The sequence below is a fragment of the Croceicoccus sp. genome, from assembly GCF_983967925.1.
Window position 1 is genome coordinate 1 of record NZ_CFETID010000012.1, and the last position, 13,366, is coordinate 13,366.

15 protein-coding genes are annotated in these 13,366 nt (G+C 66.5%); 14 read left to right on the forward strand and 1 reads right to left on the reverse strand.

The window, feature by feature from the left end:
* The first annotated feature begins 268 nt into the window (after positions 1 to 268).
* The 13 genes from AC4FIJ_RS08380 (at position 269) to nadC (ending at position 12,403) form a co-directional block, all read left to right on the forward strand.
* Positions 269 to 679, forward strand: coding sequence for a hypothetical protein (locus AC4FIJ_RS08380; RefSeq protein WP_490336264.1), 411 nt, complete (start codon positions 269 to 271; stop codon positions 677 to 679).
* Positions 680 to 720: 41 nt separating this feature from the next.
* Positions 721 to 1,224: an MmcB family DNA repair protein gene (locus AC4FIJ_RS08385; protein ID WP_490336265.1), complete on the forward strand. Its 504-nt coding sequence runs from the start codon at positions 721 to 723 to the stop codon at positions 1,222 to 1,224.
* A 100-nt stretch (positions 1,225 to 1,324) separates the two neighbouring features.
* A complete protein-coding gene (locus AC4FIJ_RS08390; RefSeq protein ID WP_490336266.1) occupies positions 1,325 to 2,080 on the forward strand; it encodes a sterol desaturase family protein in 756 nt (251 codons plus the stop codon).
* Positions 2,077 to 2,559: a DUF2141 domain-containing protein gene (locus AC4FIJ_RS08395; RefSeq protein ID WP_490336267.1), complete on the forward strand. Its 483-nt coding sequence runs from the start codon at positions 2,077 to 2,079 to the stop codon at positions 2,557 to 2,559. Before AC4FIJ_RS08390 ends, AC4FIJ_RS08395 begins: the two co-directional genes overlap by 4 nt.
* Before the next feature lie 26 nt (positions 2,560 to 2,585).
* The gene (locus AC4FIJ_RS08400; RefSeq protein WP_490336268.1) at positions 2,586 to 3,467 is read left to right on the forward strand and encodes an HpcH/HpaI aldolase/citrate lyase family protein; all 882 of its coding nucleotides are present in this window, start codon (positions 2,586 to 2,588) and stop codon (positions 3,465 to 3,467) included.
* Between the two features lie 123 nt (positions 3,468 to 3,590).
* On the forward strand, positions 3,591 to 4,439 hold the full coding sequence (locus AC4FIJ_RS08405; protein ID WP_490336269.1) for a PAS domain-containing protein: 849 nt from the start codon (positions 3,591 to 3,593) through the stop codon (positions 4,437 to 4,439).
* Positions 4,440 to 4,531: 92 nt separating this feature from the next.
* Complete coding sequence (locus AC4FIJ_RS08410) at positions 4,532 to 5,662, forward strand: phosphatase domain-containing protein (RefSeq protein WP_490336270.1); 1,131 nt, start codon at positions 4,532 to 4,534, stop codon at positions 5,660 to 5,662.
* Positions 5,663 to 5,822: 160 nt separating this feature from the next.
* Positions 5,823 to 7,190 (forward strand): M48 family metalloprotease, encoded by a 1,368-nt coding sequence (locus AC4FIJ_RS08415; RefSeq protein ID WP_490336364.1) that lies wholly within the window; start codon positions 5,823 to 5,825, stop codon positions 7,188 to 7,190.
* Positions 7,191 to 7,219: 29 nt separating this feature from the next.
* On the forward strand, positions 7,220 to 8,005 hold the full coding sequence (locus AC4FIJ_RS08420; protein WP_490336271.1) for a DsbA family protein: 786 nt from the start codon (positions 7,220 to 7,222) through the stop codon (positions 8,003 to 8,005).
* Entirely contained in the window at positions 8,002 to 9,006 is a 1,005-nt protein-coding gene (locus AC4FIJ_RS08425; protein ID WP_490336272.1) for a M48 family metalloprotease, read from the forward strand. The genes AC4FIJ_RS08420 and AC4FIJ_RS08425 overlap by 4 nt, the downstream gene beginning before the upstream one ends.
* Positions 9,007 to 9,129: 123 nt before the next feature.
* Positions 9,130 to 10,320, forward strand: a complete 1,191-nt coding sequence (locus AC4FIJ_RS08430; protein WP_490336273.1) for a sensor histidine kinase — start codon at positions 9,130 to 9,132, stop codon at positions 10,318 to 10,320.
* Between the two features lie 46 nt (positions 10,321 to 10,366).
* Entirely contained in the window at positions 10,367 to 11,164 is a 798-nt protein-coding gene (locus AC4FIJ_RS08435; RefSeq protein WP_490336274.1) for a LytR/AlgR family response regulator transcription factor, read from the forward strand.
* A 378-nt stretch (positions 11,165 to 11,542) separates the two neighbouring features.
* Positions 11,543 to 12,403, forward strand: coding sequence for a carboxylating nicotinate-nucleotide diphosphorylase (gene nadC, locus AC4FIJ_RS08440; protein ID WP_490336275.1), 861 nt, complete (start codon positions 11,543 to 11,545; stop codon positions 12,401 to 12,403).
* A 9-nt stretch (positions 12,404 to 12,412) separates the two neighbouring features.
* On the opposite strand, the gene AC4FIJ_RS08445 is transcribed toward nadC, so the two are convergent.
* On the reverse strand, positions 12,413 to 12,868 hold the full coding sequence (locus AC4FIJ_RS08445; RefSeq protein ID WP_490336276.1) for a nucleoside deaminase: 456 nt from the start codon (positions 12,866 to 12,868) through the stop codon (positions 12,413 to 12,415).
* A gap of 201 nt (positions 12,869 to 13,069) precedes the next feature.
* Between AC4FIJ_RS08445 and rpmB the strand changes: the two genes are divergently transcribed.
* Positions 13,070 to 13,348 (forward strand): 50S ribosomal protein L28, encoded by a 279-nt coding sequence (gene rpmB / locus AC4FIJ_RS08450; RefSeq protein ID WP_490336277.1) that lies wholly within the window; start codon positions 13,070 to 13,072, stop codon positions 13,346 to 13,348.
* The last annotated feature ends 18 nt before the right edge of the window (positions 13,349 to 13,366 follow it).

Sequence of the window (13,366 nt, forward strand, 5' to 3'; positions counted from 1 at the left end):
TTCATCAAGCCTTGACACCTGCCTTCGGAGGGCAGCGCTCTATCCAGCTGAGCTATGGGTGCGCTCTGTTTGCCGGTGGGCAGGCGCTTAGCAGCAGGCTTTGAGCCGCGCCAGTCCCTTTCGGCGCGATCCCCTTTCGGCAGTCGAGCGGCTCTTGCGCTTCGCGTGCCAAAGCCGCTTCGGGGAACTGGCCCGTTCCGGGACAACCCACGCCGAAGGGGGCCAAATTAAGAGGAAATAAACCGGTCGGCGGGCATGAGAATCGGTCATGAACGCAATGCCCGATTTCTCCGACGACTTCGACCGCGTCGATCATGTCGCCAGCGCCTCGGCACCTGCCCGCGCACGAGGTTCACAGGACGCCCGTTCAGGCGGCGCAGAGGATCCGCTGGCCCCACGCTGGGCCGCGCTGCACCGCGCAGCCGGCGCGCTTGCCGCGCTCACCGGATCCAGCGTGCCGGGAACCGAGCGGCATGCCAGCCTCTATCCCGTTGCCATTCCTGCCTCGCGCGATCAGTCGATCGAGGCGGTGCTTGGCGATTTGTGCTCGATGCTGGAAACCGGGCTCTACGCCGTGCTGCAGGCGCGCGAGCATGGCGCCGACGGCAAGATCGCGGCCCGCGCCCTGCTCAAACGGTTTGAGCGCGAGCGGGGACGACTGGTCGGCCACACGCGCTGACGGCGCTTGCCCGTTCCCTTTCTGTTCACTAGACTGCGGGCATGCACGATTCGCCGCTTGCCGCCGTCCCGCTTTCCCAGCCGCATACCGCATGCGACGTCGCGCGGGGCATCTGCCGGCTGTTCGCGCGCAACGATATCTGGTGCATTCCCGAAATGATGCTGCCCGGCGGCCGCCGCGCCGATCTGATGGGCGTCGATGCCAAGGGCCATATCGTCATTGTCGAGATAAAGGTCGCGCGCGGCGATCTGATGGGCGATGCGAAATGGCCCGATTATCTCGAATTCTGCGACCGTTTCTTCTGGGGCCTGCCGCCCACGCTCGACCGCCTTTGTCTTGAGGGCGGGAATTTTCTGCCCGAACGCTGCGGCGTGATCGTCGCCGACGGCTACGACGCCGAGATTTGCCGCCCCGCCCCGCTGCTCAAGCTTGCGCCCGCGCGGCGCAAGGCACAGGTCGAACGGCTCGCCCGCGCTGCGATGCGCCGCCGGCAGGTAGAGATCGACAGCGCCTGCGCCCAATGGGGCAACAGCGAACTGGCCTGACGCGAAACGCCGTGACGGGCCGGACACAGTTTTCTCGTTGATTTCCCGACTTCTGCGTCGCCACTAGGCTTGTGCTGCAGTGCACGCTATGCACGCAGCCATGGCTCCGCATCTTCCTACAGAGGCTGGAACACTGGCCGCGCTGCTGTCGGTGCTGGTCATGGTCGCGATCGTCGCCCTGCGCTATCTGGCGACCAGCGGCGCCTTTGCGCTGGCCACCCGTTCGGTGCGCCCGGGCCTCTATGCGGGCCTCAACCCCCAGATCAGGCGAGAGATCGGCTGGTCGCTCGCCTCCGCGGCGATCTACGGCATTCCGGCGGGCATCGTCGCATGGGGCTGGCAGGCGCATGGCTGGACCCGGATCTACACCGATCCACAGGCCTTTCCGCTGTGGTGGATGCCGGTATCGCTGTTCGTCTATCTGTTCGCGCATGACAGCTGGTTCTACTGGACCCACCGCGCCATGCATCAGCCGCGCCTGTTCCGGATCGCGCATGCCGTCCATCACGCCAGCCGCCCGCCCACGGCCTGGGCCGCGATGGCGTTCCACCCGGTCGAGGCGGTGACCGGCGCGATCGTCATCCCCGCTCTCGTCTTCCTGGTCCCGATCCATATCGGGGTGCTGGGCGCCGTTCTGGCGATCATGACCTTGATGGGGGTCACCAACCATATGGGGTGGGAATTGTTTCCCCGCGCGCTTGTCCGCTCGCGCGCAGGCGGCGCGCTGATCACCGCCAGCCACCACCAGCTTCACCATGACAGATACAGCTGCAACTACGGGCTCTATTTCCGGTTCTGGGACCGCCTTTGCGGCACCGACCGGGGCCTCGCGGCAGAAGGATGGGACGTTCGATGAAATTGCGTTTGATGCTTGCATCACTGGCAGCCCTCGCGACCAGCTCCGGCCTCACCACCTCGGGTTTGGCCAGTTCGGGCGCCTTGCCGACCGCCGCGACCGCGGCGCGCGCCGGGACGATCCATGTGACCGTCACCGACCTGCGTTCCACCAAGGGCGAGGTGCATGCCTGCCTCGCGCCGGGCCGCGACAGCTTTCCCGATTGCAGCGCGGGCCGCGGCCGCACGCTGACGCTTCCCGCGGCAGAGCGTGTCGAGTTCAGCTTTCCCGACGTGCCCAATGGCCGATATGCCATTGCGCTGCTGCATGACGAAAACGGCAATGGAAAGATCGACAAGGCGCTGATGATCCCGCGCGAGGGCTTTGGCTTTTCACGCGACGCGCCGCTACGGATGGGTCCGCCCAGCTTCAAGGACGCCGCCTTCGACGTCGATGCCAAGGGCGTGAACCAGTCGATCCGCATGCGCTATATCATCTAGGGAGGGGCCACCCACCCGCCGACATCATGCCCGTTTCCGCCGATATGCCGATCGTCCGCTCCGCGCTGTCCATGCCGGGGTCCAATGCCCGTGCGCTGGAAAAGGCGCGCGGCCTCGCCTGCGACTGCGTGATCTTCGACCTTGAGGATGCCGTCGCCGCCGAAAGCAAGGCCGAAGCGCGCCAGATGGTCGCGCAGACCCTGGCGCAAGGCGGGCTTGAACCGCGCCACCGCGTCGTGCGGATCAACCCGCTGGACGGCGCATGGGGCACCGACGATCTGCGCGCGCTGTCGCGCAGCCCGCTCGACGCAATCCTCGTCCCCAAGGTCGTTTCGGCAGAGGATGTCAAAGCCATTTCGGGCGCCATGGCCACCGCGGGCTTCGCCTCGCACGTGTCGCTGTGGGTGATGGTCGAAACCGCGGCCTCGGTCCTCGCGCTGGAGCGTATTGCCCGCATGGCGCGGATCACGCCGCTGGGCGCGCTGGTACTGGGCGCGAACGATCTGTCCAAGGACACCGGCATGATCCGCACGCCGGGGCGCGAGGCGCTGGTCCCCGTGCTGTCGCAATGCGTGATGGCGGCGCGGGCGCACGGGCTGCTCGCCATCGACAGCGTGCTGAACGCGATCGGAGAGGACGAGCGCCTGCGCGCCGAATGCCGTCAGGGCCGCCAGTTCGGCTTCGACGGCAAGATGCTGATCCATCCCTCGCAGATCGAGGCCGCGAACGAGGCGTTCGCCCCCGGCGAAGACGAACTCGCCGAAGCGCGCGCCATCGTCGCGGCGTTCGACGATCCTGCCAATGCGGGGAAGGCGGTCGTCACCGTCAACGGCCAGATGGCCGAGGAACTCCACCGCGACGAGGCACGCGCCTTGATCGCCCGCGCCGAGGCCATCGCCGCGCGCTGAAACGCGCCGAAGCGGCCGCAGGTTAACGGCTTCTTTACCTGTTTTTGCGAATCTGCCGACCTTAGGGGACTCGCGCCATGCGGGGCCACGGGACGGGCGAATTCAAAGGGGGCCAGACATCGCATGGATACGCTGCGCTTCCCCGGCGATGCTTCGGCTGACACTTTCTGGCCCGAAGACCCGCTCGACCTTGGCGGTTTCGAATATTTCGCCGAGGCGGAGGCCGAGGCCAATGCCTGCCACGCGCCGCCACCCGCCATCGGGCAGGACGAACGCCGCATGCAGGTGCGGGCCTATAATTTCTGGGCCGGGCTTCTGGGGGAAGAGGAGTTCCCCGAGATCTACCGGCTAGACCCTGACGGCCATCCCGATTTCGGTCCGTTCTCGGTCCTGCTCGACCTTTCGCAGGATCAGAACGATCCGCGCATCGTCCACCTCGGCGGCGCGCTGGCACAGGCGTGCGGCTGCGAACTGGGCAAGGCATCGGCCTGCCTTTCCGACGTTCCCGGCAATAGCCTGCTGACGCGAATCACCGATCACTACGGCGAATTGCTGTCGAACCGCGCCCCCATTGGGTTCGAGGCGGAGTTCGCCTCCGGCCCCGACCGGCACGCGATCTATCGCGGCATCCTGCTGCCGTTTTCATCCGACGGGATCGTCATCGACCATGTCTATGGCGTGCTCAACTGGAAGGAACTGGCCGACGGTGACGCGGTCGATGCCCTGCCCGCTTCGGTCGAACTGGCCGCAGGGGCCGAGGCGCAGGACGAAACGCCCTGGGGCGATGAGATCGACCCGCCCGTCGCCGAACGCCTGCGCGCGATGACGCCCGCCGGTTTTGACGATCTGGCCGCCGACGGCCCCGAATTCGCGCTGCTGATGGCGCGCCGGCTGCGGTCGGGCAATGTCGTGCTGCTGGGCGAACTGCCCTTCGACCGGGCCGAGATCGAGCGCGCCGCGGCCCGGCTCTGACCGCGGACCGCCCGTCCTTCCCTCCCCGCAGACCCTACCCCGCCCCAATTGCCGTTTGACCGCGCCGCCCACGCATAGCACCATGCGTGCCAATGCCGCTTTTCAGAACGCCGCCCGTCATCTTCCCCTTTCTGGGCCATCGCAGCGCCACCCGCCTGCGCATCGGCGCGCGCGCGCTCCGAAGCCAGCATCCGCGCTGGGATCACGATTCGCGCTTTGCCAAGATGCGCGCGCTCGTCTCGCATTTCGCCTCGCGAGAATATGCCGGCCTGCCGGTGCAGCTCGAACTGCGCTCGCCCTCGGGCGCGGTCTCGCGCCACGGCGGGTTCACCGATGACGAAGGCTATATCCATTTCGACATCGCCCTGGACGCCGGGGATGCGGACGGATGGGCCCTGCCGCAGCACACCGAATGGGAAACCGCCTGCTTCGCGTGGAACGACGGCGACGGTGCACGCACGGCAGAGGCCTATATACTGACCCCCGGCACCGATGCCGATCTTGCCGTCATTTCCGACATCGACGACACCATCATCGAAACCGGCATCACCGGCGGCTTTCGTTCGGTGCTGCGCAACTGGAAGCGGATCCTGGCGCAGATGCCTGCCGAACGCATGCAGGTGCCCGGCGCCGACCGGTTCTACGGCGCCTTGTCGGGCGGCAGCGTACCCGCGGCGGGCAAGCACCTGCCCGCGACGCGCCATCCGTTCTTCTACATCTCGTCCAGCCCGTGGAACCTGTTCCCCTATCTCACCACCTTCATGCGCAGCCGCAAGCTGCCGCTCGGCCCGCTCGAACTGCGCGACTGGGGCCTGAACCGCGAGACGCTGGGATCGGCCAGCCACGGCGCGCACAAGGTCGCGTCGATGCAGCGGCTGCTCGATTTCTATCCCGACATGCGTTTCGCGCTGATCGGCGACGATACGCAGGCCGACCTCGTCGCATTCGCACGGATCGTGATGCGCCGCCCCGAACGGATCGCGGCCATCTTCATCCGCAAGGCGGGCGAGGCGCATTCGCCCGAGGAGACAGAGGCCAAGGCCGACATCGTCCGCGCGGGGGTGCCGCTATGGCTGGGATCGGAATATGACGTGGGGCAGGAATTCCTCGAATCGATCGGCCTCGGCCACGATCACGAAGCCGAACGCATCGTCGAAACCGTGCGCGAAACGAACGATGGCGGCGCGGGCGGCGCGGGCAGCGCCAGCGCAGCCTCTGCCTGAAAACGCCCATGCTTCACAGGGGGCCCGCAGACCTCTAGAACCTCAGACGCTTAAGCCGTCGTTCACAGCGTGGGGACCACCCAGCCGAGTTGACATCATGCACCCGATCGCCCGCCCCGTTCCCGCCAGCCCCTTCCATGCCAGCCATGCCAGTGGCCCGATGCGCCGCCTGACGCGGATCGGCGTGTGGCTGGCCGCCTTCATCGCGCTGGCCCTGTTCGCGGCGCGTCCGGCGATGGCGCAATCGATCCTGCGCGATGCCGAGACGGAGGAACTGTTCAAGGATATGTCCGCCCCGCTGGTCGAGGCGGCAGGGCTAGAGCCCGAGAATGTCGATGTCGTGCTGGTGGGCGATCCGTCGGTCAACGCCTTCGTCGCGGGCGGACAGGCCGTCTATATCCACGCGGGCCTGATCGGAGAGGCCGATACCGCGCTGCAGGTGCAGGGCGTGATCGCGCATGAAATCGGCCATATCACCGGCGGCCATGTCATCGGCATCGGACAAGGCGCGCAGGCGGCGACCAATATCTCGATCCTCTCGCTGCTGCTGGGCGTCGCGGCGGCAGCGGCTGGCGGGGGCGAGGCGGCGATGGGCGTGATGGCGGCGGGCCAGCAGGCCGCGATGGGCAAGTTTCTCGCCTTCACCCGCGGACAGGAATCGGCGGCCGATCTTGCCGGCGCGCAATATTTGTCGTCCGCTGGCATGTCGGGCCGCGGCAGCGTGGAATTCTTCCAGAAACTCCAACAGCTTGAGCACCGGGCAGGTTATTTCGCGCGGTCCGAGGACACGTTCTACCGCACCCACCCGCTGTCCCGCGACCGTATCCAGACCCTGCAGCACGTCTATATGCAGGATCCCGCATGGAACCGGCCCAATGATGCGGATATCGAGGCGCGCTTTCGCCGCGTGAAGGCCAAGCTCTACGGCTATCTCGCCGATCCCAAGGACACGCTGACGCATTATCCGCCCACGGATACCAGCATCCCGGCCCGCTATGCGCGCGCCTATGCCTATCACAAGGAAGCGCGCGTCGACGCGGCGCTGAAGGAAGTCGACGCGCTGATCGCGGCCGAGCCGGACGATCCCTATTTCCTCGAACTGCGCGGGCAGGTTCTGCTTGAGGCTGGCCGCCCCGACGAATCGCTGGCGTCTTTGCGCAAGGCGGTCGAGATCACGCGCTTCCAGCCGCTGATCGCGACCATGCTGGGCCATGCGCTGATCGCGACCGAGGACAAGGACCATTACGAAGAGGCCGAACGCGTGCTGCGCGCCGCGGTGGCGCGCGACCGCTACAACCCCACCGGCTGGTATCTACTGGGCCGCATCTACGATTCGCAGGGCGACATGCCGCGCGCGCGCCTTGCCAGCGCGGAAAAGCAGATCATGACCGGCGATCCCGGCGCGGCGCTGCAGAACGCGCAGGCCGCCAGCGCCTCGCTGCCCGAATCGACGCCGGACTGGCTTCGCGCGAACGATATTGCCATGGAGGCACGCGCCCAGATCGAAGAACGGTCGAAGCGCCGCTGATTCTTGTTCAGGATAGGTCTCCCGCCGCCATGACACTTCGCCTCACCTCGCTTCGGATCGTGCTGATCGCCGCGCTTGCCGCCGTGATCGTGCTGGGCGCATTCTGGGCCCTGCGCGCCAACGGCAGCGACGGCGAAGCCGCCGACCCCGACGCCGCAGCCGCCATCGCCGCCGCCGGATTTTCCGCCGAGCAGAAGGAAGCCATCGGGCTGATGGTGCGGCAATATATCCTCGAACACCCCGAGATCCTGCCCGAGGCCATCGCCGAACTGCAGCGCCGCCAGACCAGCGAGCAGCTGGCCGCCGCGGGCGACGATCTGACCCAGCCCTTCCCCGGCGCGGTGCTGGGCAATCCTGACGGCGACAAGGTGCTGGTCGAATTCAGCGATTACGCCTGCGGCTATTGCCGCCAGTCGGTCGAGGATGTGAAGGCGCTGGTCGCCGCCGATCCCGACCTCAAGGTCGTGGTCCGCGAACTCCCGATCCTCAGCGAAGGATCGGTCGAGGCGGCGAAGATGGCGCTGGCCGCCGCCGATCAGGGCCGTTTCCCCGCCTTCCACGATGCGATGTATGCCGAGGGGCGCCCCACCGGCGACGCCATCGAACGGGCGGGCAAGGCGGCAGGTCTCGACATGGCGAAGGCCCGCGCCTTCGCGGCAAGCGAAAGGGTCGCCGCCGAGATCGAGGCCAATCGCAACTTCGCCCGGCAATTGCAGATCGAGGGCACGCCCGCATGGGTCGCCGGAGAGGAAGTGATGCAGGGCGCCATCGGGCAATCGGCCCTGCGCGTGGCGCTCTATCCCGAAGACCGGTGATCGCGCGGCGTCCCGCCTGCGCCATCGCAGCGCTCCCGCTGGGCCTCGCGTGCATCGCGCCCGCCGCCGCTGCCACGCAGGAAACAGCGGAAACGGCGGAAACGAACGACTACCGGCAATTGCTGGCGCTCGACGCGCGGATCCAGTCGATCGGCTGGCGACTGGTGCACGCCAATGCGCCGTTCTGCACCGCCACGCTCCCCGCCATCGGCCTGCTGCTACAGGACAGCCATAGCTGGACCGATCCCGCCGCGATGCGCGCGGCGCTGGGCCTGACCGCCGATATCGCCGTCGGCGCAGTCGCCGCGGGATCGCCTGCCGAACAGGCGGGATTGCAGGCGAACCAGCCCGTGCTCGAACTGGCAGGGCTTGCCGCCGGTGATTTTCCCACCACCGAACCCGGCGATTATGTCCGTCTGACCGGCCTGCACGACCGGATAGACAATTCGCTGCGTCAGCACGGCGCGGTTTCGATTACCGTCGCAGCGGCGGACGGGCCGCGCGCACTCACCATTGCCGGACAGCCCGCCTGCGCCAGCCGCTTCGAATTGCTGACCGCCGGCGAATCGGCACGCGCGGAGGGCGCGCGCGTGCTGGTGACGCGCAGCCTTGTCGATGCGGTGCCGGACGATGACGAACTCGCCGCCGCCATCGCGCATGAGCTGTCGCACAACCTGCTGCGCCATCCGCAAAAACGCACCGAAGAAGGCACCGGCTGGGGCAAGATCCGCCATAACGAGCGCGAGGCCGACCGCCTCTCGGTCTGGTTGCTGGCCAATGCCGGTTTCGACACCGAAGGCGCAGTGCGGTTCCAGCGTGACTGGATGCGCCACCGCGACTGGGGCTTTCTGGCCCCCACCCATGATGCATGGGACGAACGCATCGAAGGAATCGAGCAGGAACGCGCGCTGATCGCCGCGCAATCGGCGCAGGGCACCGGACCGGGCGGTTACGACTGGTCGGGACGCTTCCCGATGAGCCGCGAGACGGCCAAACCCTGATTTGAAACGCCCCGGTTTACGGCAGCGCGGTCGATAATCGCGCCGGACAGGTGGCATCGGTCATCCCCCGGCAGGGTTTCCCGCCTGTCGCGCCCCGTTAATTTCGGTTATCGAGTCGCCACCATGGCCGTCTTGCCCGTTCGTCCCGTCCCGTTCTTCGCCGACAAGAACAGCGCCTTCTGGCGGCTGCAGGCGGCTGGCTGGGGCGGCGCGATGGTGCTGCGCGCGATGTCCAGCTTGGCCAATGCGCAGCCTTTGTCCTCGCTGATCATCGTGCTGGTCGCCACCTTCACCGGCTTTTCGATCAGCCTGATCCTGTCGGTCATCTTCCGCACGCTGATCGGGCGCAAGCCGCTGGTGACATGGGGCGCGACCGCGCTGGTGCTGGCCGTGGCGGTCAGCCTTTACGCCTTCGTCGATTCGTGGGTGATCTCGCTCTACCGCCCGTCCAGCGACGCCGGTTTCGCATCGCTGTTCCTCGGCGTGTTCTACCTCGACCTCACGCTGCTGGGCGCATGGTCGGCGCTCTATTACGCGATCAATTTCTTCCTGCAGGTGGAAGAACAGAATGACCGGCTGCTCAGCCTGGAAAATCAGGCCACCAGCGCGCAGCTGGCGATGCTGCGCTATCAGCTCAATCCGCATTTCCTGTTCAATACGCTCAATTCGATCAGCACGCTGGTGCTGCTCAAACAGACCGAGCCTGCCAATGCGATGCTGTCGCGCCTGTCCAGCTTCCTGCGCTATACGCTGGTCAATCCGCCGACGGGCCGCGTGACCGTCGCGCAGGAAATCGACACGCTGAAGCTCTATCTCGATATCGAACGCATGCGGTTCGAGGAACGGCTGCGCACCCGCTTCGAAATCGATCCCGACACGCGTGAGGCGGTGCTGCCCTCGCTGCTGCTGCAGCCTTTGGTCGAGAACGCGATCAAATATGCCGTCAGCCCGCAGGAAAGTGGCGCGGAAATCTCAGTATCCGCGCAGCGCAAGGGGGACCGGCTGCGCATCACCGTGGCCGACACCGGCCCCGGCCTGCCCTATGGCGTCGACCCCGATGGCGTGATCGGCGTCGCTCACCAAGGCACCACGGTCGACACCCGCCAGTCCACCGGCGTCGGCCTTGCCAATATCCGCGAGCGTCTGGCGCAGGCCTATGGCGAATCCCAGCGCTTCGAGATTCGCTCGCGCCCGCACGAGGGCTTCGCGGTGATCATCGAACTGCCCTTCGAAACGCCCGAAGCCGTCAATCCGCCGAAACCTGCGCACGCTTCGTCAGGGCCAGTCATGTCCCAGCCAGAAACCATGTCCTAGCTCGCTCGTTACACCTGAACTCCTCTTTTACAGGAACCGCAGATCCATGAGCATCCGCACGATCATCGTCGATGACGAGAAGCTGGCCATTCAGGGCCTTCAGCTTCGGCTGCAGCAATTCCCCGATATCGAGATCATCGCCACCTGCGCCAACGGGCGCGAGGCGATCCGCGCGATCAAGACCGAAAAGCCCGATCTCGTCTTCCTCGACATCCAGATGCCCGGTTTCGACGGGTTCTCGGTGGTGAAGGGCGTGATGGGCATCGACCCGCCGCTGTTCATCTTCGTTACCGCCTATTCCGAACACGCGCTGAAAGCGTTCGAGGCCAATGCCGTCGACTATCTGATGAAGCCGGTCGAGGAAGACCGTCTTGCCGACGCGGTATCGCGCGCACGCACCCGCATCGCGGAAAAGAAGAACACCGAGGAAGTCGAGAAGCTCAAGAACGTGCTGGCCGAAGTCGCCCCCGACGCGATGGACGCTATGCCCGAGGGCGAGGAAACCGCGACCGGCCGGTTCGAAAAGATGCTCAACGTCAAGGACCGCGGCCAGATTTTCCGTGTCGACGTCGATACGATTGAGCATATCGAGGCCGCGGGCGACTATATGTGCATCTACACCGGCGACAATTCGCTGATCCTGCGCGAAACGATGAAGGATCTCGAACGCCGCCTCGACCCGCGCCATTTCCAGCGCGTGCACCGCTCGACCATCGTCAATCTCGATCAGGTCCGGCAGGTGAAGCCGCACACCAACGGTGAATGCTTCCTGGTGCTGGGATCGGGCGCCGAGGTGAAGGTGTCGCGCAGCTACCGCGACGTGGTGGCGCGCTTCGTGCATTGATTCTCGGATGTCCGCCTTGCGGCGGACCCCTCAAACGCCGGGCGGCGGGCATCCGCCCGCTTTGGTTTGGCCTGACGGCCATCTCCGCTTCGCTCCGATTCCGCGCCAATAAGGCGCGGCGGCCGGTCGGCCTTGCGGGTCTCGCTGCGCGGCCCGTTTTTTGTTTGAGGCCCTCAAACGGCGGGCGGGGCGCATCCGGGCCGCTTGGTTTGGCCTGACGGCCGTCTCCGCTTCGCTTCGATACCGCCGCAATAAGCGGCGGCGGGTCTCGCTTCGCGGCCCGGGGTGTCCGATCGAGCAGCCGCGAACCGCTGTTTAGTACCCCGTTGATCGGACCACCTTCTTGAACTCCTCCCTCAAAGGCCGCATCTGGTTTTCATGACTGAATTCATCCTTCCCAATTTCGATCTCGACGCATTCGTGCAGGCCACTCTGGCCGAAGACCTTGGCACCGGGATCGAAGGGGGCGGGGTCGATGTCACCAGCCAGAGCGTCATCCCCGAGGATGCGCGCTTTTCGGGCGTGATGGACAGCCGCCATGCGATCACCGTCGCGGGGCTTCCCATTGCCGCTGCCTTCTTCACCGCGCTCGATCCCGATGTCGAGATTACCGTGCTGGTGCCCGAAGGCACCGCGGTCGAGGCCGGGACCGACCTGATGCGCCTGTCGGGCAATGCCCGCGCGCTTCTCACCGCCGAACGCAGCGCCCTTAACACCGTGCAGCACCTGTCGGGCGTCGCCACGCTGACCGCGCGCTATGTCGCGGCGATCGGGGGCAAATGCACGCTGCTCGACACGCGCAAGACGCTGCCGGGCCTGCGCCATCTGGAAAAATACGCGACCCGCATGGGCGGCGCGCTCAACCATCGCATGGGCCTGTGGGATGCGGCGATGATCAAGGACAACCATGTCGCCGTCGCGGGCGGCGTGGCCGAGGCGGTCGCCCGCGCCAAGGAAGCCGGCGTGGCCGAGATCATCTGCGAGGTCGACAGCATCGACCAGATCGAACCCGCACTCGAGGCAGGCGCGACCCATCTGCTGCTCGACAACATGGGCCCCGATACGCTGCGCGAGGCGGTCGGCATCATCAAGGAACGCGTGCCTGCCGAGGCTTCGGGCGGCGTCACGCTGGAGACCATCGGCGCGATCGCGGAAACCGGCGTCGACTACATCTCGGTCGGCCGCCTGACGCAGAGCGCGCCCGCCGCCGACATCGGGCTGGATTTCAAGCTGGCCTGATTCGCCGCCTCAACGCCGCTCGGCAAAGAACCCGCGCAGCAATTCCGCTGCTTCCGCTTCGCCGATGCCGCCATAGACCTCGGGCCGGTGCAGGCTGCCCGCCCGGTCGAACAGGCGCGGGCCGTGCTCTACCGCGCCGCCCTTGGGATCGGCGGCGCCGTAATAGACGCGCGCGATCCGCGCATGCTGGATCGCCCCCGCGCACATCGGGCAAGGCTCCAGCGTGACATAGAGATCGCAGCCCGCCAGTCGTTCATCGCCCAAGGCCTTCGCGGCCTCGCGAATCGCCAGCATCTCGGCATGGGCGGTCGGGTCGTGCAGCGCGCGCGGGGCGTTATGCGCGGCCGCGACAACCTCGCCGTCCTTCACCACCACCGCGCCCACGGGCACCTCGCCCGCGTCACGCGCATCGCGCGCGGCCTTCAGCGCCAGCGCCATCGGTTCGGGAAGCGGCCATCTCTTCATCGCCAGCGGACTTGCCCGAATCGGCGCAAGCGGGCAATGGCAGCAGCGAAAGCGCCGATCAGCGTGCGGCCTTGCGGAATGTCATCGGGCGATTGCTTGACGATTCGCCTGATGGCCGCTATGCGCGCCGCTTTCCCGGCAAATTGCCCGTTTCGCGGGCGCGCCGGTATCACCGGATTCTTTGAAAGCGAGTTGTAAGCCATGTCGCGCATCTGCGAACTGACCGGCAAGGGTCGCCAGATCGGCCACAATGTGAGCCACGCCAACAACAAGACCAAGCGCGTCTTTCTGCCCAACCTGCAGAACGTCACGCTGATGAGCGAGAAGCTGGAGCGCAGCTTCAAGTTCCGCGTTTCGACGCAGGGCCTGCGTTCGGTCGAGCATAATGGCGGCCTCGACAACTGGCTGCTCAAGACCAACGACGAAAAGCTCTCGACCCGCGCCCGCAAGGTCAAGCGCGAGCTGATCAAGGCCGCCTGAGGCCTTTCGGACCGGAGA